Here is a 23,588-nt window from a genome sequence, read left to right as displayed (position 1 = left end):
ATAAAGTCCAATAGCAAGCTGATGAAGTGATGACAATCATTAGTCCACCAGACCACTGGAGACTTCCTTTCATTTTTAAGGGAGTCTCCTTTTTTATTTTAAGCACCTCAAGACATATTTAATCGTCCATATTCAAGGAGGAATTATAAATGGAAATCTTTTGGTTTATTCCCACAAATGGCGACTTTCGTCAATTAAATCATCAAGAAGGTTCACGTCCTGCAACCTATAACTATTGCAGACAAATTGCACAGGCTGTCGATGATTTAGGCTATAGCGGCGTGTTAATTCCAACAGGAAAAACATGTGAAGAAGGCTTTATTGTCGCTTCAACGCTTGCACCCGTAACAAAAAATTTAAAGTATCTTGTAGCGGTGCGGCCAGGATTAATGTCACCGAGCTTTGCAGCACGCATGTCGGCGACATTGGATCGATTTTCTGACGGTCGGTTATTAATTAATGTGGTGGCTGGCGGAGATCCGGTCGAGCTTGCAGGAGAAGGTGTGTTTTTAGATCACGATGAACGATATGAGTTAACAGATGAATTTTTAACCATTTGGCGTCAATTATTTACAGAAGAAGAAGTTGATTTAGAAGGAGACTATTTACAAATTCGAGGTGGGCAATTGCCATACCCGACAGTTCAAAAACCATATCCGCCGCTATATTTTGGAGGATCTTCACCTGCTGCGATGAAGGTGGCGGCAAAGCATATCGATGTCTATTTAACATGGGGAGAACCACCGGCACAAGTGGAGAAAAAAATCAATAAAATGCGGGCGTACGCTGCTGCCCAAGGAAGAACAGTAAAATTCGGCATCCGGCTGCACGTCATTGTCCGTCCAACAGAAGAGGAAGCATGGGAAGCTGCCAATAAGCTCATTGAACATGTGGATGAGGAAACTATTGCGCAGGCGTTGAAAGTATTTAAGCGGATGGATTCTGAAGGCCAGCGCTTAATGACGAGTTTGCATGAAGGTGATCGTACAAGATTAGAAGTGAGTCCAAATCTTTGGGCCGGTGTTGGATTGGTACGGACCGGTGCAGGCACGGCGCTAGTAGGAGATCCTGATACGGTTGCTGCCCGTATGAAAGAATACGCTGATTTAGGCATTGAGACCTTTATTCTTTCAGGCTATCCGCATTTAGAAGAAGCCTATAGAACAGCGGAATTATTATTCCCGAAACTTCCAATTGATAAAAAGGATACTTCTCATCAGAAGACATTCCTTAGCCCATTCGGAGGAGATATCAAATCGGCTGTTGCGAAATAACAGGTTCATTAAACAATTTGAGGTGACAACAAGAGGATTGTGAAAATGCTTGATTTTAATTGGTGATAACCATCATGTCTCTTATAGGATGATGCAGAAAGATTTTCATCTGTCACATAGAGGACAGCGGCTCTTTTTGGTTAAAACCAAAGTAAATAAATATGTTTAATTTGAAATAAGACAGTATGAAAGCGGGCAGCTCATCAGCAAGGAAAGGTTTGGCTTTACAGAAAACAGCAGCTCCAAAGTGGATCAATTAGTGAAAATTACGGGATTTAGTATGAGTTGACCAGACGACTGGAGACTTCCTTCATTTTATGGAAGTCTCTTTTCATTTTTTATGGGAATTTCAGTTTAAAAAAGTAAAAACGATTTTAAATGATGAAAAGGGGATGGATAAAATGGCATTCAATCATTCTGAAAAATTAATCAATCAAATATATGATGTAAGTTTTAAAGCAGATGTTCTTGTTATAGGTGGAGGGCCTGCCGGCGCTTGGGCTGCATTATCAGCCAAAAAAAACGGGGCAACGGTTATCTTGGTGGATAAAGGTTATTGCGGCACAAGCGGGGCGACGGCTCCTTCAGGCAATGGAGTATGGTATATACCGCCTGATAAAGAGAAAAGAGAAGAAGCGATGAGAAGCCGTGAAGCCTTAGGAGGGTTTCTTTCTGAACGGAAATGGATGAAAAGGGTACTAGAACAAACATATGAAAGTGTCAATCAGCTTGCTGAGTTGTTTTTGCAAGCAAAAAATACAGATAATTGCAGTAAAATTTACAGAGGCTTGCAAGCTCATTTTCTATTATTTGGAATCTGATTTCTTCACAGAAGAAAGGGCGTTTCTTAAACGATAACTTTCTCCTGTGAAGGCGATAATATGGGCGTCATATACGGACGGAATTCTTGGAAAATTATTTCCCCATCGTTGGTAAAACAGATAAATCGGTCCCATTCTTTCTTCATCACTAAGGACTGCTTGATCCGGACTTTATGAATCACAAACTTTTCCCCATCGACCTTAATCTCACCGTATTTATTTACTTTGACTGTATCGATTGAAAAGATTGGAAGATCTTTTAATGGCAACACTTTTAGCTTCTTTTGATCGTCTTGCCATAATTCTTCGATGCTGACACCTTTTTCATAATGCAGGCGTTTCCGATCTTCGATCATCTTCTTTTTCAGCCACTCAGCTAGTTGTTTGAAGTCCTCCATGATAGGAGCCGTGACAAAAAAGTGATTCCGTACATAACTGACTTTTCTTTCTACGTTTCCTTTTTCATGTTCACTGGCCGGATTACACGGTTGAACTTTAAACCCATAATGCGCTTGGAACCGTAGAAAGGCATCCGTATACTCCCATTGGTCTCCTTTTCCTACCGTCACAATGGCGGCAGCTAGATTATCCATTCTCAAATACGTTGGAATTCCTCCTGCTTGGTGAAACAGTTGTTTTAGTCCTTCTAAAAAACACTCTGTATTTTCAAAGGAAGAGGATAAGCAAACGCTGCATTGCTGTATGAAAAGCTTAAAATCAACGTTTTCACGTCTTTATAAGCCCCGTCTTTCACAGTGGTCATGTTCCCAAAATCACCCTGTGCCTCACCCGGAGGGTACTCTAGACAGTTCGATACGAACCTTCGAACTCATATTCCTCTTTCAATTGCTCAAAAATCGCTAGATTTGTTCTCCGATCTTTTCGATTTAGTTTCATGTCCTCCTCTAACCAACAATCCACTATTTCTCCATACCCTTTTTCATACATTATTCCACGTTTTTTCTTCACAACTTCTTGTTCAGATAAATCACCATCCGCATATTTTTTCACGGTTCTCCAATTATGTCCTGTTTTTCTTGCAATTTCATTTATGGACAAGTCTTCGTTTTCTCTTAAATGTTTGATATAATTAACTGCAGGCATTGCTAGCATCCTTTCTTTCCCTCCACCTGTTTAAGTCTGTACACAACCTAAACATGTAGAGGGGATATTGGGAACTGGCAAACCTTTTTTTATGCAATCAAGTTCTGCATTTTTTTGTTGCAGAACTCTGTATTTTTATTTTGCAATAAACAAATGGGAAAGAATTAATACGACTACATTGATTTCAACCAATTGACCATCCTTTGTTTCAAAAGGAATACTCTCTTTCCAATCTAATTGTGCTTGTTTTCCTATCGGTGTTTCAAATCGTGCAGTACCTTTTGGAGAAGGAAATCGTTTGTCCTCCTCAAAGAGCTTTAAACTCTGGCTTTTCCGCATATATGCCCGGAAAGTGGATGCTGTGCAATCCAATCCATGATTATCTTTTAAGTACTGCCATAGTACACGGCGATAATAAAATTACTGCTTGGAATCCTCCGAAAGGAGGGCTGCGATCGTTTCATAATACTCATCAATTTTCGAAGTCTTCTTTCGTGTCCGTTTAGGAACGAACCCTTTTAAATACTTATCTATGGTTCTCCGATCTACACCCAGATCTCTTGCTAATTGACTTTTATTTATTTTCATCTTCAAATGCTCCATTAGTTGTTTGAATTTTGGTAAATCTTCAAGACTCTTAATCTCTAAATCTGTTTCGCCATTTGTTGACATATACATACGAGCCCTATGGTGGGTTCAGGCCATCGCCGCAGATCAATCAACAACCTCGCCACTACTTGCCTGTTATACGGCGCTCAATGGAAAAAAGATATGATTGACGAAGATATCGTGCGTATGGCAGCCGAAGAAATGGGGTACTAACACAGCAGGGGCCGATCGGCCTCTGCTGTGTTCCATCCCACTCTATCCTCATTCTAGTTGATCATCCAAAATAATATGCAAACGTTCGGATATAATCTGCAAAATCTGGAATAATTCGCATTATTTCCGAATCCGTCCGAAATAATTGGAAAAAGGGATTCTGAAATAATGTGCTAATTTACACTCGGGGCTCAAAAAGTCAGTTAATCCTAACTTTTTGGACAGTCTCCTGAAAAATTGCTGTTTTATATTCAACATGATTCTGTTTGTCTGGATTGCCAGCCATCTTACATCTTTCATCTGTTCGCTACGTGATAGAGAACTTTGCAGTAATAAATTTATCTCTTTATTAAGACAAAGGGTTTTTTGGCAATTTTTCCACCTTCACTGTTGAATAAATTGCTTTAACATCCTCTTTTCTTACTTCTGGATACCAGTTTAAACAATTGGCTGCTGAATAAGAAATTGCTAATTTCAGTGATTCCTCATACGGAATATTTTGATCAATGCAATTAGTCAAGACACCTAAAAAAAAGTCACCAGATGCAACTGGATTTTTCGCTTCTATTTCTTTTGTTTTTAAATAAAAAAATTCATTTTCCATTTTGGCAATAACACCTTTTTTTCCTAAAGTAATAATAAAAAACGGTATGTTAGTTTGACCTGATAATAATTGATGGTAGTCTTGGATAGTGTTGAGTTTTTTTTTCGGAAATAGATCCATAATTTCTTCGTCATTGATTTTTATCATATATGGTTTTTCTTTATATGCTTCTACTAAAGGTTTTCCGCTTGTATCAACAAAAATTTTGACATTTCTCTTTTTTAACTTTTTTGAAATCTCTGCAATATAATTGTCAGGCATACCTTTCATCAATGAACCGGAAAATACAATAATGTCATTATCCTTAACGTTTGCTGCAATATTTTGGCTAAATGTCTTCAAAATGTCATTTGTTAAGCTTAAACCTTTTTCATAAATGGGATAGATTACTTTTTTCTCCGTATCTACAACAATATTACAGACTCTTGTATTTTGCATAACTTCTGTAATGACAAGATTTACTTTGCATTTTTTGGCTAAATCAGATAGATATTTACCATTATGTCCGCCGATTATCGTATGAATGCAAACCTCGGCCATTGGATTTTCCTGTTTTATAGCATATGCCACATTGAAGCTCTTTCCACCAGGGAATTCCTTCACCTCAAATGGTCTGTTTGGGGTGGAAGGAGAAAAGTTTTTGACTAATAGTGTTCGGTCTATAGCCGGATTGGGACAAATTAAATGGATCATGGAATACACTCTCCTTATATCAGTATATTAGCAATTGCAAAGAAAAATAGCAATATATTAAGGCTAAATGCAAATAAAATATTGGTTTTTTAATCAAAAAAGCAAAAAAATGCAAAGAAAAGTATTGCGATTATGACTAAATTGGCTTATGATATAGAAAACGGTTACAGGAAAGCAGGTGATAAATTGCTAAATGCAGCAGAAAGAAAAGAAAAAATAATTGAAATTCTTAAAGAAAAGAAAGCAGTAAAGATTTTGAGCTTAAGCAAAATGTTGAAAGTAACTAGGGAAACAATTCGAAAAGATCTATACGAATTGGAAAAAGAAGGATTAATCAAAAAAATTCATGGCGGAGCTGTTTTGGATTTGCCTAATCAAGAATCAGATTATGAAAGAAGGAAAACAAAAAATTTAGAAGCCAAGAGAGCCATTGCAAAAGAGGCAGCTAAACATGTTGAAGACGGCGATATTATCTATCTCGATTATGGTACAACAACGTACCTCTTGGCGGAGGAATTATTAAAATTAAAAAATATCACCGTTGTCACGAATACAATTCCAATCGTTAATTTATTGTTGCGGAGTGATTCAGTTAATTTAGTGATTTTGGGGGGGATGGTAAGAAAAAATGAAGATTCCCTTTATGGACCATTTGCCTCAAACAATATAAAAAACATATATGTTGATATTGGTTTTTTTGGCTGCGGAGGTATTGACAGCTTTAGCGGTATTACGAATCACCATATTGGAGAAACTGAAATTTCCAAAGAAATGATGTCACACTGCCAAAATAAAATTATTCTTGCAGACCATAGTAAATTCGGAACAACCGCTTTTAACCAGACTGCTACATTTTCCGATGTAGATATTATTATCACTGATAAAGATATTGATGAAGAAATTAAATCGGAAATATTAAAGCATAATGTTGAGGTAGTGATTGCAAAAGGAGCATCCGGGGGTGAGGAAAACGATGATTGATTCCAAGTATATTATAAAAGATTTAGATGTTAGCAACCAAAAAGAACTATTTGAAACGATAGGACAGGCTCTTATGGAGGATAAAATTGTAAAGGATGGTTTTATTGAAGCACTCTTAAAGAGAGAAAAAGAATATCCCACTGGTTTACCAGTGAACCCTGGAGTAGCCATACCTCATACAGATGGAACTCTAGTTAATGAAGATCGATTAGTTTTTGCAACTTTAAAAAATCCGGTAACATTTGCTGAAATGGGGGGAAGCGATGAGAATATCATTGACATCCACATCGTCATTTTGATGGCTATTAAAGACGGAAAAAAACATTTGGAAACCTTGCGGCAGCTTATCGATTCGATCAAAAAAGAAGAATTTATCAAAGGGTTGTTTAATAGCAAAAATTCCGATGAGATGGAAACGATCATTAAAAAATTTTTATAAATAAATGGATGGAGGTAATTTATATGAAAAAGAAAATAATTGTTGCTTGCGGTGGAGCTGTAGCAACTTCTACTGTGGCTGCCGAAAAAATTAGAGAATTATTAAAAAAGGAAAATATAGATGCAGAAATTATACAATGCAGAATGAATGAGCTTGAATCTAAAAAAGATGGAGCCGATTTAATCGTTACTACTGCAAGAGTAACGAAAGATTTCGGCGTCCCAGTTGTTCATGGAGTGGCGTTTATTTCAGGAGTAAACGTTCAAAAAACAGAACAGCAAATTTTAGATATTCTTAAATAAATGCTTGCCAAATGGGGGATTTGACATGGCTGTTATCCAATATATTGTTGATTTAGGTGCTAGCGTCATGCTGCCGATCATTATTTTTATAATTGGTTTGCTGTTAAAGCAAGGTGTCGGTAAATCATTACGCTCTGGTTTAACAATTGGAATCGGATTTGTCGGAATTGGGCTAGTCGTTGATTTGCTTAATAAAAACTTGGGACCTGCAGCTCAAGCAATGGCAGACAATTTCAATTTGGGGCTGTCAGTTGTTGATTTAGGATGGCCGGGCACATCGCCTATGGCATGGGCTTCTGCTATGGGATTAATTGCGATCCCGATTGCCATAGCTGTTAACATCGTGATGCTTCTTTTACGGATGACAAAAGTTGTTAACGTAGATATTTGGAATATTTGGCATATGGCTTTTACAGGGGCGATTGTATATGTGGCAACCGACAATTTCACTTTCGGCATTATTGGTATTATTGTCCATGCTATTATTGCCTATAAATTGGGGGATATGTTTGGTCAAGTCACAGATAATTATTTCGGCTTGGAAGGAATTGCAATACCGCACGGAACGTCAGCATATATGGGAGTTATTGCATCGCCAATTGATGATTTAATCGAGAAGATACCGGGAATAAACAAAATTAAAATTGACGGTGAAAAAATAGAACAAAAATTAGGTGTTTTTGGTGAACCAACCATCATTGGTGCCATACTTGGATTTGTTATTGGATTATTAGCAAAGTATCCTGTCGGCCAAGCGCTGCAATTAGCTGTACAAATGGCCAGTGTCATGGTGCTTATGCCAATGGTTGTAAAATTAATTATGCAAGGCTTATTACCTATCTCAGATGCTGCCAAACAAATGCTTGACAAAAAATTTAGCGGCGGCAACTACAAAATCGGCTTGGATCCTGCTTTGCTGCTGGGAGATTCCCAAGTCATATCAGCTAGTTTGCTATTTGTTCCGTTGACGGTTTTAATTGCTGCTATTGTTCCCGGAAACCAAGTGTTACCTTTCGGTGATCTCGCAACGATCGGTTTCTTTGTGGCGATGGCGGTAGCAATTCACAAAGGAAACCTCTTTAGAACACTTATTTCCGGCTCCATTATTATGTTTATTACGATTTGGATTGCAAACCAAATGATATCGTTGCAAACCGCTTTAGGGCAAAGTGTAAATTTGGTGGATGTCGGAGAACGTGTTTCATCTCTAGACCAATCAGGAAGTCCCATTACCTATTTGCTAGCCAAAGGGTTTAGTCTGGAAATGGGAATAGGATTCTTTATCATCTTTCTCATTTATGCGTTCTGTTTCGGGTACACATTTATGAAATATAAGAAGAAAACCATCTATTCAGATGAGAATAATAATTAAATAAGCACCCAAGATACTTTTAGGAGTGGTCAAATTGAAAGCGCTAAGTGTAGTAGATGTCAAAACTTTTAGTCTGGAAGAAATGGAGAAACCACGTGCTGGATTAGGAAACGTCGTTATTAAAGTGGCTTATTGCGGTATTTGCGGATCAGATCTTCCGAGATATTTTAATGGCGCAGTTCATTCATTTCCACAAATATTGGGGCATGAATTTTCCGGTATTGTGGAGGAAGTGGGTGAAAACGTAACATCTGTAAGTCGTGGAGACCGCGTAGCGGTTGCTCCTCTTGTACCTTGCGGAAAATGTGAATTTTGTCAAAAAGGGGAGCCTGCGATGTGTACCCATTACAGTTTTATTGGCTCAAGACAGAGCGGTGCAATGGCAGAATATGTTGAGGTGCCGGCTAGGAATTGTATAAAAATCCCAAACCATCTTTCATTAAAAGAGGCTGCGCTGGTTGAGCCATTGACAGTTGCTATCCATGGAGTAGATCGAGTCAATCTTCATTCAGGAGCCAAAGTTTTAATTTTAGGGGCCGGTACAATCGGATTGCTTACATTGCTTACGCTCCGTGCCAAAGGTGCAGGAGAGATTATTGTAGTGGATTTAAATCCGCATAAGATCAGCATAGCAAAGCAAATCGGGGCAGATGTAGTGATTAATCCGAAGGAACAAACTTTAAAAGATTATTTTTCTACTCATGACCTGCCTGAAATCGTTTATGAAACAGCAGGTAGTGCGTTGACTCAAGTTCAAGCTGTTGAATTTGTTAAAAAAAGAGGGAAAGTCGTCTATATTGGCACATGTACCAAAGACATCCTCTTTCCGCCAAAAGTGTTTGAGAAAATTCTCCGCGGTGAATTAGAAATAACAGGTTCATGGATGTCTTACAGCAGCCCGTTTCCTGGTTATGAGTGGGAAAGTGGGATAAGATATATGGCTGAAAAAGAAATAAATGTACAGCCATTAATCACCGGAGAATTCAAATTAGAAGATAAAGAACAGCCTTTCCAAAAAATGATAGAAAAGGATTCAAAACATATAAAACTTCTCTATAACATGAATGAGAATTAAACAGGAGGTACTCATGCTTACATTAAGTCGCTCTAAAATTGAGGCACTCGAACGTTTATCCAATGGAAATCATATTATTGGCGCATTAGCCATAGATCAACGGGGTTCTTTGAAAAAAATGATTGCTTCACATGGAAACACATCAGCTGGCGATGAAGATATAATTAAGTTTAAAGAAATCGTTTCTGCGGAGTTAACCCCTTTCTCTACATCGATATTACTCGATCCTGAATACGGGTTGCCAGCATCCCGAAAAAGGAATGAACATGCAGGTTTAATTCTTGCCTATGAAAAAACTGGATATGATGCCTCTCAACCTGGTCGCCTGCCAGATTTACTTGATAAGTGGTCCGTCAAACGCTTAAAGGAACAGGGAGCCGATGCCGTAAAATTTTTGCTTTATTATGACGTAGATGAAGATGCGGAAATTAATGAGTACAAACATGTCTACATTGAACGGATTGGTTCTGAATGCATGGCGGAAGATATTCCTTTTTTTCTTGAAATCGTAACTTATGATGCTGCTATCCAAGATGAAAAAGGAATAGAGTATGCCAAGGTGAAACCTTACAAAGTCATTGAAGCAATGAAGGAATTTTCAAAATCACAATATCATGTGGATGTCCTTAAAGTAGAAGTTCCGGTAAATATGAATTTCGTAGAAGGATTTTCCGAAGGAGAAACTGTGTATTCACGTGAAGAAGCACTGCGTTTCTTCAAAGAACAAAGCGAAGTAACCCCATTACCCTTTATCTTCTTAAGCGCAGGCGTTTCTGCGAAGTTGTTTCAGGAAACGTTAAAATTTGCTAAAGAAGCTGGCTCTACATTTAACGGTGTGTTATGCGGACGGGCAACTTGGAAAAGTGGTGTAAAAGTATTTGCAAATGAAGGAGAAAAAAAAGGAAGAGAATGGATGAGAACAGAAGGTAGAAGAAACATTGAGGAGCTCAATCAAGTCCTTCAAACGACAGCGAGTTCTTGGAAAGAAAAAGTTGCAGCCAAATTGTGAATCTTTCTGGACAGCCTCTCTGTTGAAAAAATTCGATTCTATCTTTAATCATTTTATTTTGTTATAAATAGTGTATCATTTTCGAAAAAGAGCGGACCGAAAAGTGGTATTTACGTCCCAAAATCTAAAAAAGTAGGCTCCAAGAATGTTGTTGCTACAGCATTCTTAGAGCTTTAATTTTGGTGTACTTTACCTTAAAATGGTCTTTTTAGACAGCCCCTACTAATCTTAATATGTTTAACTATTGATAAGGGGTTGGCGATAGCGAACAACTTATAAGCATTTGAAAATACTATATCCGATAGCGAACCGCTGTCCAAAACGATCAAGTCTCTTTCACTTCAGCTTCGTTTTGTCTTTTATTCAAGTTGGCAGCGTAATATGCAATGACTAAAATGGCAACCCAAAGCGGACCGACTATTAAGGCGATTCTTGTGTCTGGATAGTAGCCAAGCAGAATTGCGACAAATATGAGAAACGCCCCTGCAATGAAAGTGGATAACGGGTATAGCGGGGTTTTAAATTTGATATTTTTTTGTTGTTCAGGTGTAATCGATTTTCGGAATCGCCATTGTGCTAATAAAATAATAAACCAAGTCAATAAAGCGCCAAATGTTGAGATAGATGCAATCCAAGTAAATACTTGAGCTGGTACTAAATAGTTAAGCAGAACTCCGAATAATAAAACGGCTGATGTAACCATAACCCCTCTAAAAGGAACGCCTTTTTTGTTTAATGTGCCAAATGCCTTCGGAGCTTGTCCATTATGGGAAAGGTTGTATAACATACGTCCCGAACTGAAAATTCCTGTATTACAGGAGGAAAGGGCAGCGGTTAAAACGACAAAGTTGATAATGCCTGCTGCGGCCGGGATACCGATTTTGTCAAAGGTTAAAACGAAGGGGCTTCCACTTGTCCCGATTTCATTCCACGGATAAATGGACAAAATGACAAACAACGCACCCACATAAAAAATTAATATACGAAGTAAAGTAGAATTAATGGCTCTAGGCAGCGTTTTTTCCGGATCTTTTGCTTCACCGGCTGTTACGCCGATCATTTCGATTCCTAGAAAGGCAAACATAACCATTTGAAATGACATTAAGACACCTTCAAGACCGTTAGGAAGAAAGCCGCCGTGCTCCCACAAATTGCTGATTCCTGTAGGAACTCCGTTATTGCCGAATCCGAACAAAATCATGGCTAAGCCAATAATAATCATAAAGATAATCGCAATAATTTTGATTAGGGCAAACCAGAATTCCAACTCACCGTAAGCACTGACTTGAAGAAAGTTAAAGCTCATCATGATGATTAATGCTGCCAGAATCCAAATCCATCGCGGAACCTCCGGAAACCAAAATTCCATATAGATTCCAACGGCTGTCAGCTCGGTCATACAAGTAATGACCCATACAAACCAATAATTCCACCCTGTAATATATCCTGCCAGATTACCAAGATAATCATTGGCGTATTGGCTGAATGAACCGGCAACGGGATGGTGGACAGCCATTTCTCCTAACGCTCTTAAAATGAAAAATAAAATGATTCCGCAGAAAAGGTAGGATAACATTATACCGGGACCTGCCAGCTTGATTGAGCTTGAAGATCCTAAAAACAGCCCGACTCCGATTGCAGAACCTAATGCAATCAGTGTAATATGTCTTTCTTTTAAACCTCTTTGCAGCTGATTTTCCATGATCGTTCCTCCTTAAGTTTATAAATGAAATCCCTTTCAATGTTCTGTTGCGAAGGTCATCATATGTCAGATTTCATGATCGAAAAATTTAAGTTATTATTCCCCGCAACTCCTCTTGATAATCAAATTGTGACGCTTACATTTAGATTTGAATAAATTTTATCATACTATATTTCAATTTCTTTTTGTATAAAACGACAAATTTAGACGTTCAATTTGTTGAATGATACAAAGGAAAAATGTTCAAATCATTTTCCTTACTTCCGTTATTATGATCAAATAAAACTATAGATAAACTATTTAATTCAAGTTTTCCTGCCCTACTGGTTACAAACATGTAAGGCAAAATCGCGAATAAATACTCCGAGAAATCAGCCAATTCCTATTACAACCGGCTGGGAAATTGACAGATGTAATGAAGGCACGGTTTGTTTAAGAACAGAAAAAATAACAAAGTTCAAGTATTACAAGCAAGGCACTGTTGAAAAAGTGTAAAAAATATGAGTGAAACCTTGCTTCAAAAATTAATGTAACAAGTCAAACTGAATTTATTTGTGAAAATGTGCACAAAAAAACGAGACAAGCACCTCAATTTTTGATAATACAAAAATAGCGGCAAGTCTAGACTTCAACCGCTTACCATCCATCGAGAAAAATGCCAAAGATTCATGGACAAGGTGTTATATAGAGTACAAGCCATGTTTTTAAAATGTTTCGCTATTGGATGAGCATCACGATTTTGCTGTGACTATGAGAAAAGTGAAACAAACCTTTTATTGTCTATTTATTGCTTCTTGACTTTCGTTTACTCTATTAGAGTGGCAGTATCCTGCCTCTTATTGCGATAAATAGTGCAGTAGCTAAAATGTAAAATAAACATGCTGCAATATTCAATATATTACCATAAATTTTGTTCAGAGTGGTGATTATATTTGGAAGACAGGAAATTCGTGGCAGTTCCCTTTCAAGATTAGAAAATTGAAACTGCATTTCACAAATATTGATTTAGGTAAAAATTGGTGCAAAAGGAGAGGCAAAATTAAAGTTGTGTTGATCACACACGTAAAATATGAACAGCTGATCCAATTAATTAAAAATTCGAATTAAAAGATGTTAATACAATCTCTAAAAGGTTTTGCAAGGTTTGTGAATTTCATCCATCTAAAATTTTTTGCTTACTTGAATAGGCTGATAAGCTATAGATATTTAAGAGATGTTCCCTCTCCCACATGATGTGGCCTTTTTACAGCTGTGAAGAAAAACAGAAACCCCATTGATTGTGAAACACGGTCCTCGACAGTTTTTCAAATAACAATTAGCACGAAAAAAGTTATTGGATCTGACAAAAAGAAAAAATATCGAAAAATTTGAAATCGAAAGAGAAAAGGAGTCACTTATCAAAAGAAAAGAAAGCTATTTTATGAATTCAATTATTCATGATTTTCTTGAAAAAGCTTGTTGCTTCATTTTTATAGAGTTAAAAGTTCAACAAATTTGTTAAAAGCTAATGTTTTGGCAAGTGACTTACGAGTGATAAACACAGTATCTACGTTTACGTAGTCCTTATCAATGGGATATGTGTATAGACTTTTTGTTAATTTTGACATAGACTCGGGAATCAAAGAAATTCCAACTCCTGCACGAACACAATTTAAAATAGCTTGTGCGGCGTCTACCTCTATGACATTTTGAATCGTTATATGATAGTCGTTCATGATTCTGGTAAACACTTCTCGATAGTAACACCCTTCTTTAAATACAACTAAAGTGCATTCCTTGTTTTTAAGAGGATTGTCAGGAGTATTGGTGATAAGTACCAGTCTTTCTTTAAAAATAACGTTTTCGATAAGATCCGGATGATTAACAGGTCCAGCAACAAATGCACCCTCTATATCATGATGTAAGACCTTATCTATTAATTCTTTTGTGGTACCGGTTTGCAATTTAATTTTTACGTTAGGATAATTAGCTGAATATTGTTTTAATATGTGGGGAAGACGTACATAGGAGGTTGTTTCCATGGAGCCTATGTTTAATTCTCCATCGGGGATTGCCAGTTTATTCATTGCTTTTTCAGCTTCGCGACACAAATTTAAAATCAAATTAGCATAGTTAAGAAAGACTTTGCCGTTCGGTGTGAGAATAACCTCTTTTTTGGTTCTTATAAATAATGGAAAACCTAAACAGCTTTCTAATTTATTTAGTCTAGCCGTAACATTGGGCTGTACATATCCAAGCTCTTTTGCAGCCTTCGTAATCCCCTTATTTTTTGCTATTGCTGCAATGATTCTTAAATCTTGTAGCTCAAACATTATTTCTCCCCCATCACTCAAATTGATTCATAACAACAATTATCATTTTTTTCTATTTTACACCATCAAAATGGGGTCATAAACTATTTATAGAAGACAATTTGCGAAATATTAAAAAAATAAATTTTCATCTTTATACAAGTCAATTTCAGATGAATGTAGAAGCAGCTTGAATGAACAACATGATTTCAGTCCAATAATGTGAATTTTAGGATGGAAGGATGGGAACAAGAGAAATAAAAGAGCCGGACAACTGATGTTTCACTAAGTTTTGGGTGATCGTTTTTTCTGCTGCTGACCAAATCGTATGAATGGCATTATTAATTGAATGCCAACAGCTATGATTATTGTATTGTTAACCTATAGATTTGACGTATATAAGGCAAGGAGGAACATGGCATGTGGAATCATACAAAAATAACAGACAAACTATCAATTAAAATTCCGATTATACAAGCGGGAATGGCGGGAGGGATCACGACCCCCGAGCTTGTTGCTGCTGTATCCAATGCAGGTGGTCTAGGGATGATTGGGGCGGGTTATATGACGCCGGAAAAATTGGAGTCGGATATTCAAAAAATAAAGGAATTGACTTCAAAACCATTTGGTGTCAATCTGTTTGTTCCTGAACATCCGGCAGTCATTCAAGAAGAAATTGAAAGAGCGAATCAACTGCTGGAACCTATCCGCCAAATGTTAGGGATCGAAAAAAAGAATGATGTTCCGCAAATCAACACCTCTGTTTTTGATGAACAAATTCAAATCGTTTTAAAATATGAAGTACCCGTTTGCAGCTTCACATTTGGCATTCCTCAGAGAGAAATTATTCATCAATTAAAGAATAATGGTATTGTCACAATTGGAACAGCCACAACAGTAAAAGAAGCCATATTGAATGAAGAGGCTGGGATGGATATGATTGTCGTTCAAGGCAGTGACGCTGGGGGGCATAGGGGCAGTTTTGCAGGATCCTTTGATGATTCAATGATCGGAACAATGGCCCTTATTCCGCAAGTAGCGGATCATGTTTCAATTCCTATTATTGCAGCTGGCGGTATCATGGATGGCAGAGGAGTTTTAGCTTCTCTTGTATTGGGAGCGCAAGCGGTTCAAATGGGAACAGCCTTTCTTACCTGTATAGAAAGCGGAGCAAATGAACTCCATAAAGAAGCAATATTAAACGGTACCGAAGAACAGGCAGTAATCACTTCAGCATTCAGCGGCAAGCCAGCAAGGGGATTAAAAAATGAATTTATCATCAAAATGAAAGAGCATGAAGATGCTTTGCCAGCTTATCCGATTCAAAATATGCTCACCCAAGATATCCGGTCAGAAGCCGCAAAGCAGAAAAATAAAGAGTGGATGTCGCTTTGGTGCGGGCAAAATCCTCGACTAAGCAAAAATTTGCATGCCGCCGAACTGATCGAAACAATCATCAATCAAATAGAAGAAATTATAAGTAACTTCCCATTAATAAAAGGATGACTATGAAACCGCGGCTTACTTTATGCGGCGGTATTATTGCATTGATTATTGTAATGGGGATCAGAAGATTTGCTTATACCCTATCCTCCCCTACATGAATATAACTAAATCGATGGCTGGATATTTGGCTGGAACTTTATTTGTTAGCTTTTTTAATTTGAGAAGATATGAATCAATTTATTTAAAGATATTTTTAGCTTTGAACATTTTTACGACTCTGCTCATGGGAATGGTCAGTAAATAATATATTTTGGTACCTGTTCAGGTTTTTTTCAGGCCTTAGCAGCGGTGTAGTCTTTGTCTTAGTTTCTAGTATAGTGCTTCAAGTATTGAAAAAGCAAAATATGCAAATATTTAACGGTTTGTTTTATAGTGGTGTAGGGATTAGGATTTTCTTGTGTAGTATTCTAGTTCCTTTCTTCATTAGTATAAACGGGTGGAAACCATAAACAGCTGTTAAATATCCAATTAATTTGCTGCTGTTGTTCGTTGACATATATTGTACTTTTGAAACAGCTAACGTTTGAACTTCCAGGCATGCGTGTTTAAGTGTTGTTTTAAGCGCTATTCTACCCAAGAACTGGATTTCTTTTCCGAGGGCTATCATTTCGGTCTATTCTGAATAATAAGATTTTCCGCTGCCGCTTGTACCATATTTCTTCCAGATACAAAATAATTTTTGTTCAAAAGAGGCTGTTTGGAAAGGACCATAAAAAAATTCTTTTTCAATTCAGTCTCTTTTTTACGTTGATAGGATATTGCAGGGAGAAAAAAGATAGGTCGGCTATACATCAGATCATCTTGACGTACGGCAAGTTTAATAGAATTTCATTTTTCTTATTTTTTTGTAAATTCGAAAAATTCGTTGAAAAATCTTCATAAGAGTGTTTTAATAATTGTAAACATATAACATATCAAATATGTGTAATAAGAGAAGTGTTGCAGTCGATTGAAAGAAAATGATTTAAAACGCTTGCTCTTTTGCGCATTTATAGAAACGGTGTTTCTTATTACAAAACATAGGAGGTGCTTGATTTGCTCCAAGGAGAGTTGTACACAGAATTAAAAGATGTTTTCCCCGAAAGTCAAATGGAAGTAAAGGAAAATGAAGGTCATCCACTTGGAAATGGCGGAAAAGTCGCAGTCTATCCAAAAACTGAAAACGAAATTTCACACATCTTGCAATATGCAAACAAAAATGGGAAAACCGTTTCCATTGTGGGCGGAGGAACAAAGCGGGGGTTTGGCGGTCTAATTGATTCGGCTGATATTTTGCTTTCCTTAGCAAATCTAAAAGGAATCGTCGAGCATACAGTGGGAGATATGACATTAACAGTGAAAGCAGGTACACCATTTCAAGAATTGCAGCAGTACTTAGAAGAACATAACCAAAAAATATCTCTAGATCCTGCTTGGCCGGATTATGCGACCATCGGAGGTATTATCGCCGCGAATGAAAGCGGTCCCAAACGTTTGGCATATGGATCCGCCAGAGATGCAGTCATCGGGCTTCGAGTTGTTTATCCAAATGGCAAGGTCATCCGAACAGGCGGAAAGGTCGTGAAAAATGTCGCCGGATATGATATGAACAAACTTTTTGTCGGTTCCATGGGCACTTTGGGGGTTTTGACGGAAATCACTTTAAAACTCCGTCCTTTGCCAAAATATGAAAGCAATGTTCTTTTATCATTTACAGAAGGAGATTTTGCTGAAATGCGATCATTTGCCGCGGCGTTTTTAGATTCGCAGATGGAACCTGTCTCACTGGAACTGATAAGTCCGTCTTTGGCTGAAAAGCTAACGGGTGAAAAATTTTATACATTGGCCATTAGTTTTGAAGATAATGAAAGTTCGGTTCATTACCAAGAATCTTTTCTAAAAAGCATTCAGCCTCCTAAAACGAAAATGACCATTCTTGCTCAAGAGAAAGCGCGCAAGTTTTGGCAATCTTTTTATACAATCAGCCCGAATGGCAGGGTGTCTAATCAGACAGGGGAAACTGAAGCAGTATTGAAAATCGGAGTTGTCAATTTAGATGTCCTAAAAGTTATTAGGGAAAGCCATTTATTACAGGATACGCACAATTTGCTTATCGAAGCCCACGGTGGATTAGGCCACGGATTGTGTCAAATCGTTTTAAGAGGCGGCAGCGAAAACGTCATTTCAGCAATTCAGCATTTAAGGAATTTTGTAAAGCAGCTCAATGGGTATGCAGTCATTAAACATTTGCCGTTTATTTTACGCCAGAAAATAGAGGTTTGGGGGGAAAATCCGCCATATTTCTTTCTTTTCAAAGGAATCAAAACAAAGATTGATCCGAACAACATTCTCAATCCGAAGCGATTTGTGGGAGGGATTTAAATATGGGATTAAATGAAAGTGATCTTATCAAAGAACCAGCCTGTCAAACCAACAGCTTCAGCAATTACCTTTGGAGTGATCCGCCTGATGAAAACAAATGGGCGGATTGTGTCCATTGCGGTATGTGTTTAGAATCGTGCCCCACTTATGAGATCACGGGTCAGGAACAGCATTCTCCCCGCGGACGCGTCCATTTGATTAAATCAGTTGCAGAAGGAAAGCTTGAAGTGAACGAACATTTTATGGATCCTGTCTTTGCTTGTCTTGATTGCCGCGCTTGTACTACCGCTTGTCCTGCGGACGTCGATGTAGGGGGATTGATAGAAGAAGCGCGCGGTCAAATTCGCCAAGCCATGCCGTTAAAAGGCTGGAAAAAGGCGGTCAGCCATCTGTTTTTGCATAGTTTGTTTCCGCACCACAATCGCTTGTACACGTTAGGAAATGTGTTGAAATTGTATCAAAAAAGCGGCATGCAAACGTTTGTCCGTAAAACAGGGCTGATCAATATCATACCGCAGCATTTAGCCGAAATGGAAGCGATCATGCCGGAAGTGAAAAAGCCTGTGCGGAAAAAGTACAAACATGAAAAAGTCATTAAAGCAAAAGGAGAAACGAAGAGTACGGTTGCGTTTTTAACTGGCTGCGTAATGGATGTCATGTTCAGCGAAATTAATGAAGCAACAATTAACGTGTTAACTCGAAATGGAAATGACGTTATGATTCCGCAAAATCAAACTTGCTGCGGGGCTCTTCATGTTCATGCAGGCGACCGGGAAATGGGGAGAAAATTAGCGAAACAAAATATTGAAGCATTCCAACATGCTGAAAAAGTAATTGTAAATTCTGCCGGTTGCGGATGTATGTTAAAAGAATATCCGGAGCTGTTCCGTGAAGACCCCGTTTGGCGCCAAAAAGCTGAAACATTTTCAAAAAAGGTGGAAGACATTTCAAAATACCTTTATGACACTGGTTATAAAAGGCCCATCGCCGAAATCAAGGCTCGTGTTGTCTATCATGATGCATGCCATTTAGCTCATGGGCAGGGCATTCGTGACGAACCTCGCAGCCTTCTTCTTGATATACCTGGGGTCGAAATGGTTGAAATGGCGAATGCTGACCGATGCTGCGGCAGTGCTGGCATTTACAATATAACAAATCCGGAGATGGCTAAAGAAGTGCTTGATAGCAAAATGAAGAATGTTCCTAAAGAAGCAGAAATGATTGTAATGGGAAACCCCGGCTGTATGCTGCAGATGGCGATGGGTGTTCAAAAAAACGGAAGAAATCAAAAAATTGTTCATACCGTACAGCTGCTGGATTGGGCGTACCAAAAAGAAGATCGGCTAAAGGAGGGGGAGGAATGTCTCTAAAAGGGATAAGAACAAATGACAAACATATAAAAAACCTTGCAAACATTGTTGAAGGAAACCGTTCCATCTTGTATAAAAAAGAAGATTTATTAGCTTATGATTGCGATGGCTTTACCATTTATCGTCATTTGCCGAGGGCAGTCGTTTTCCCGAATAATACAGAAGAAGTCGCAAAAATTGTGAAATATTGCCACGAACATGATTTGCCGTTCCTTGCCCGCGGCGCCGGAACTGGTCTCAGCGGCGGGGCGATCCCGTTGAATGGGGAAGTAATCATTAGTCTTGTAAAAATGAAACGCCTTATAAGCGTTGATTTTGAAAACAGGCGTGCAGTAGTGGAACCTGGATTTGTCAACTTAAAACTGACGAACTCCATTTCGGACAAAGGATATTATTATGCGCCTGATCCATCAAGCCAATATTGCTGCACCATCGGCGGAAATGTCGGTGAAAATGCGGGCGGTGCACACTGTCTAAAATATGGTGTGACGACAAATCACATTTTAGGGCTTGAAGTGGTATTGCCAAATGGCGAAGTCATTGAAATAGGCAAGGATGGAATACCTGATGCACCGGGCTATGATTTATTAGGACTTTTAACAGGATCAGAAGGAACTTTAGGAATTGTGACGAAAATAACGGTTCGTATTTTAAAAAACCCGGAAGCAAAGCAAACGGTGCTCGCTTATTTTGACAACGTTGCGGATGGCAGTCAAGCCGTATCGGACATTATTTCTGCCGGAATTGTACCAGCAGCCCTTGAAATGATGGATCAAATAGCAATAGAAGCGGTTGAAGCGGCAGCGTTTCCTGTCGGCCATCCAAAAGACATTGAAGCGCTTTTGCTCATTGAAGTGGATGGAATATCCGCAGGTATAGACGAGCAAATCCATCAAATTTTAGAAGTTTGCAAGAGAAATCATGTTCGAGAAGTAAAAGTGGCACAAAGTGAAGAGGAAAGAGCTAGATGGTGGGCAAACCGCAAAACTGGATTTGGCGCAATGGGGGCGATCTCTCCTGATTATTTAGTTCAGGATGGTGTGATTCCCCGCAGCAAATTACCCGAAGTGTTAAACAGAATTCACGAAATCAGTCGAGAGTATGGTCTGCGCATCGCAAATATCTTTCATGCTGGCGATGGCAATCTGCACCCGCTTGTACTTTTTGATGCCAGAAAACCGGGCGAAACAGAAAAGGCTTTAAAAGCTGGCAGCGCCTGTTTGCAAGCATGTGCAGATGCCGGCGGATCGATTACAGGTGAACATGGAGTAGGGATCGAGAAAAGAGAAGAGATGCGCTTCATTTTTAGCGACGAAGAAATAGCGGCGCAAACGGATATTCGGGAAGTATTTAATCCGAAAAATTTATTAAATGCCGGGAAGCTCTTCCCAACTCCGGGACGTTGTTTGGAAGTGAAAAAAGAGGGGAAATCTGTTACAGCATCATAAAAAAGAATTTTAAGAAAATTATTGAAATGATTCCATCATCATGTTATCCTTTTTTAAACAATTACGAAACAGTGTTTCGTAATAACAAACAAAAATTATAACATTTAAAGGAGGAGTTGTGCCCATGAAAACAAACTATGTAAAAGTCGGCAATTTGCAAGTAGCTGAAAATTTGTATGATTTTATCAACAATGAAGCATTGCCGGGAAGCGGTGTGGAAAAAGATGAATTCTGGCTTCAGTTTGAGAACCTTGTTTATGAACTGACACCTATTAATAAAAATTTGCTTAAGCGTCGTGATGAAATCCAGCAAAAAATCAACGAATGGCACAAAAAACATCGCAACAAATTCAACTTTGAAGCCTATAAATCATTTTTGCAGGAAATCGGCTATTTAGAACAAGAAGTGGGAGACTTTAAGATTACAACAGAAAATGTCGATGACGAAATTGCTCTACAAGCCGGGCCGCAGTTAGTAGTGCCGATTAATAACGCACGGTACGCTCTTAACGCCGCCAATGCCCGATGGGGAAGCCTTTATGATGCTCTTTATGGAACGGATGTCATCAGCGAAGAAGATGGGGCTGAACGAAAAGGAGAGTATAATCCGATTCGCGGGGAAAAAGTCATTGCTTTTTCGAAAAACTTCCTTGATGAAGTAGTGCCGTTGCAAGAACATTTCCACCGAGACGCTGTTCAATACGCAGTTGAAGACGGGAATTTGCTTGTCACTTTAATGAATGGCAAGACAACCGCTCTTAAAGAAAGAGAAAAGTTCGTAGGCTACAGAGGAGAGTCGGATAAACCATCTGCCATTTTATTGAAGAACAACGGTCTTCATATTGAAATCCAGATCGATCGAAGCCATCCAATTGGAAAACATGACGATGCGGGAATTAAAGATATTCTATTGGAAGCGGCTGTTACAACGATTATGGATTGCGAAGATTCTGTGGCGGCAGTGGATGCGGAAGACAAAGTGCTTGTTTATCGCAATTGGCTTGGCCTCATAAAAGGAGATTTGACAGCTACTTTTACAAAAAAAGATAAAACGATTACACGTACGCTTAATGCTGACAGAACATACACATCCAAAACAGGAGAAAAGTTCACTCTCCCAGGTCGTTCACTTATGCTCATTCGTAACGTTGGGCATTTGATGACAAATAGTGCAGTGCTCATTGGAGAGGGAGAAGAGATCCCAGAAGGAATATTGGATACGGTTGTAACAAGTTTGATTGCTAAACATTCCCTTTTAGGAAATGGCAAATTTGAAAACTCCAGGAAAGGTTCGATCTACATTGTAAAACCTAAAATGCACGGGTCTGAGGAAGTGGCGTTTGCCAACTTGCTATTTAACTGCGTCGAAGATTTGCTGGGATTAAAACGGAATACGCTGAAAATTGGTGTGATGGATGAGGAACGGCGCACAACTTTGAATTTGAAAGCTTGTATTCGGGAAGTAAAAGATCGTGTTGTATTTATTAACACAGGGTTTTTGGACCGAACTGGCGATGAAATCCATACATCAATGGAAGCAGGTCCGATGATTCGGAAAAATGATATGAAAACATCTCAATGGCTGCAAGCCTATGAACGCTCAAACGTCTATATCGGTTTACAAAGCGGCTTCCAAGGCCGTGCGCAAATTGGAAAAGGCATGTGGGCAATGCCGGACATGATGGCGGAAATGCTCAAGCAAAAGATTGGCCATCTAAAAGCAGGCGGCAATACTGCGTGGGTGCCATCACCAACAGCGGCTACATTGCATGCTCTCCATTATCACCAAGTAAATGTAACAGATGTCCAAAACAAATTGGCTGAAACGATTGAAGATCTCCGTGATGAAATTTTACAAATTCCGGTTGCAGAAAACCCGAATTGGACCCCTGAAGAAATACAAGAAGAGTTAGATAATAATGCACAAGGAATTTTAGGATATGTTGTTCGTTGGGTGGAGTTAGGAATCGGCTGTTCAAAAGTTCCGGATATTAATAATATTGCTTTGATGGAAGACCGGGCAACGTTGCGGATTTCAAGCCAGCATATCGCAAACTGGCTGCATCACGGCATTGTTACGAAAGAACAAGTTCTTGAAACACTTAAGCGGATGGCGAAAATAGTCGACAAGCAAAATGAAAATGAACCTGGCTACCGCCCGATGTCAAAAGATTATGACCGTTCCGTCGCATTTCAAGCTGCGTGTGACCTCGTATTTAAAGGTTATGATCAACCTAACGGCTACACAGAACCGATTTTGCATCGCCGCCGTCTTGAAGCAAAAGCAAAATATGCTGTAAAACAATAACTTCTCATCATGAAGGCATCCTACCAAAGGGTGCCTTCTATTTAAAAGCTACATCTTCCATGCACAAAAACCGATCAAAATCTTTAGTTGCGCGGCTTTGGTTATG

At 38.6% G+C, this 23,588-nt stretch carries 16 protein-coding genes and 4 pseudogenes; 14 read left to right on the top strand and 6 right to left on the bottom strand.

Annotation, left to right across the window (positions count from 1 at the left end; translation table 11 throughout):
* Positions 1–149 precede the first annotated feature (149 nt).
* Together ssuD and FB379_RS02870 are read left to right on the top strand one after the other, a co-directional pair.
* Positions 150–1,274 (top strand): FMNH2-dependent alkanesulfonate monooxygenase, encoded by a 1,125-nt coding sequence (gene ssuD, locus FB379_RS02875; RefSeq protein ID WP_066250362.1) that lies wholly within the window; start codon positions 150–152, stop codon positions 1,272–1,274.
* A gap of 317 nt (positions 1,275–1,591) precedes the next feature.
* A complete protein-coding gene (locus FB379_RS02870; protein WP_422386922.1) occupies positions 1,592–2,095 on the top strand; it encodes an FAD-dependent oxidoreductase in 504 nt (167 codons plus the stop codon).
* Here FB379_RS02870 and FB379_RS19360 read toward each other — a convergent pair.
* The 4 genes and pseudogenes from FB379_RS19360 to FB379_RS02850 form a co-directional block, all read right to left on the bottom strand.
* Positions 2,081–2,170, bottom strand: a pseudogene (locus FB379_RS19360) (ATP-binding protein); the annotation flags it as partial. The gene FB379_RS02870 and the pseudogene FB379_RS19360 overlap by 15 nt on opposite strands.
* Positions 2,164–3,208, bottom strand: a pseudogene (locus FB379_RS02860) (IS21/IS408/IS1162 family transposase); the annotation flags it as partial. The pseudogenes FB379_RS19360 and FB379_RS02860, both read right to left, overlap by 7 nt.
* Positions 3,209–3,352: 144 nt before the next feature.
* Positions 3,353–3,877 (bottom strand): annotated as a pseudogene (locus FB379_RS02855) (IS21 family transposase); the annotation flags it as partial.
* A gap of 493 nt (positions 3,878–4,370) precedes the next feature.
* Positions 4,371–5,318: a 1-phosphofructokinase family hexose kinase gene (locus FB379_RS02850; RefSeq protein WP_066250371.1), complete on the bottom strand. Its 948-nt coding sequence runs from the start codon at positions 5,316–5,318 to the stop codon at positions 4,371–4,373.
* 186 nt (positions 5,319–5,504) lie between these two features.
* Between FB379_RS02850 and FB379_RS02845 the strand changes: the two genes are divergently transcribed.
* Genes FB379_RS02845 through lacD form a run of 6 tightly spaced genes read left to right on the top strand, consistent with a single transcriptional unit; the run spans position 5,505 to position 10,496 of the window.
* Positions 5,505–6,299 carry a DeoR/GlpR family DNA-binding transcription regulator gene (locus FB379_RS02845; protein ID WP_066250498.1) on the top strand — a complete coding sequence of 265 codons (795 nt, stop codon included), beginning with the start codon at positions 5,505–5,507 and terminating at the stop codon, positions 6,297–6,299.
* Positions 6,280–6,738 carry a PTS sugar transporter subunit IIA gene (locus tag FB379_RS02840; RefSeq protein WP_199757324.1) on the top strand — a complete coding sequence of 153 codons (459 nt, stop codon included), beginning with the start codon at positions 6,280–6,282 and terminating at the stop codon, positions 6,736–6,738. The genes FB379_RS02845 and FB379_RS02840 overlap by 20 nt, the downstream gene beginning before the upstream one ends.
* Before the next feature lie 23 nt (positions 6,739–6,761).
* Entirely contained in the window at positions 6,762–7,040 is a 279-nt protein-coding gene (gatB, locus tag FB379_RS02835) for a PTS galactitol transporter subunit IIB (RefSeq protein WP_066250377.1), read from the top strand.
* A 25-nt stretch (positions 7,041–7,065) separates the two neighbouring features.
* Positions 7,066–8,412, top strand: coding sequence for a PTS galactitol transporter subunit IIC (locus FB379_RS02830; RefSeq protein ID WP_066250380.1), 1,347 nt, complete (start codon positions 7,066–7,068; stop codon positions 8,410–8,412).
* 25 nt (positions 8,413–8,437) lie between these two features.
* Positions 8,438–9,487 (top strand): galactitol-1-phosphate 5-dehydrogenase, encoded by a 1,050-nt coding sequence (locus FB379_RS02825; protein ID WP_422386921.1) that lies wholly within the window; start codon positions 8,438–8,440, stop codon positions 9,485–9,487.
* 13 nt (positions 9,488–9,500) lie between these two features.
* Positions 9,501–10,496, top strand: coding sequence for a tagatose-bisphosphate aldolase (gene lacD, locus FB379_RS02820; RefSeq protein WP_066250387.1), 996 nt, complete (start codon positions 9,501–9,503; stop codon positions 10,494–10,496).
* A 325-nt stretch (positions 10,497–10,821) separates the two neighbouring features.
* On the opposite strand, the gene FB379_RS02815 is transcribed toward lacD, so the two are convergent.
* Together FB379_RS02815 and FB379_RS02810 are read right to left on the bottom strand one after the other, a co-directional pair.
* Positions 10,822–12,198, bottom strand: coding sequence for an amino acid permease (locus tag FB379_RS02815; RefSeq protein ID WP_063386488.1), 1,377 nt, complete (start codon positions 12,196–12,198; stop codon positions 10,822–10,824).
* A 1,469-nt stretch (positions 12,199–13,667) separates the two neighbouring features.
* The gene (locus FB379_RS02810) at positions 13,668–14,510 is read right to left on the bottom strand and encodes a LysR family transcriptional regulator (protein WP_063386489.1); all 843 of its coding nucleotides are present in this window, start codon (positions 14,508–14,510) and stop codon (positions 13,668–13,670) included.
* 399 nt (positions 14,511–14,909) lie between these two features.
* On the opposite strand from FB379_RS02810, the gene FB379_RS02805 reads away from it, so the two are divergent.
* The 6 genes and pseudogenes from FB379_RS02805 to FB379_RS02780 all read left to right on the top strand — a co-directional run bounded on the left by FB379_RS02805 (position 14,910) and on the right by FB379_RS02780 (position 23,482).
* Entirely contained in the window at positions 14,910–15,995 is a 1,086-nt protein-coding gene (locus FB379_RS02805) for an NAD(P)H-dependent flavin oxidoreductase (RefSeq protein ID WP_063386490.1), read from the top strand.
* Between the two features lie 224 nt (positions 15,996–16,219).
* A pseudogene (locus tag FB379_RS19165) lies at positions 16,220–16,444 on the top strand (YbfB/YjiJ family MFS transporter); the annotation flags it as partial.
* Between the two features lie 640 nt (positions 16,445–17,084).
* Positions 17,085–18,356 carry an FAD-binding oxidoreductase gene (locus FB379_RS02795; RefSeq protein WP_144596947.1) on the top strand — a complete coding sequence of 424 codons (1,272 nt, stop codon included), beginning with the start codon at positions 17,085–17,087 and terminating at the stop codon, positions 18,354–18,356.
* Between the two features lie 2 nt (positions 18,357–18,358).
* Positions 18,359–19,726, top strand: a complete 1,368-nt coding sequence (locus tag FB379_RS02790) for a (Fe-S)-binding protein (protein WP_063386492.1) — start codon at positions 18,359–18,361, stop codon at positions 19,724–19,726.
* Entirely contained in the window at positions 19,717–21,174 is a 1,458-nt protein-coding gene (locus FB379_RS02785; RefSeq protein WP_130157025.1) for an FAD-binding oxidoreductase, read from the top strand. The genes FB379_RS02790 and FB379_RS02785 overlap by 10 nt, the downstream gene beginning before the upstream one ends.
* Before the next feature lie 124 nt (positions 21,175–21,298).
* Positions 21,299–23,482 carry a malate synthase G gene (locus tag FB379_RS02780; RefSeq protein WP_144596924.1) on the top strand — a complete coding sequence of 728 codons (2,184 nt, stop codon included), beginning with the start codon at positions 21,299–21,301 and terminating at the stop codon, positions 23,480–23,482.
* Positions 23,483–23,588 lie beyond the last annotated feature (106 nt).

It is taken from the genome of Aeribacillus composti (genome assembly GCF_007827555.1).
GTDB lineage: Bacteria > Bacillota > Bacilli > Bacillales > Aeribacillaceae > Aeribacillus > Aeribacillus composti.
Note: the sequence above shows the minus strand (reverse complement) of the source record. Positions and strands in the feature narration are given on the sequence as shown.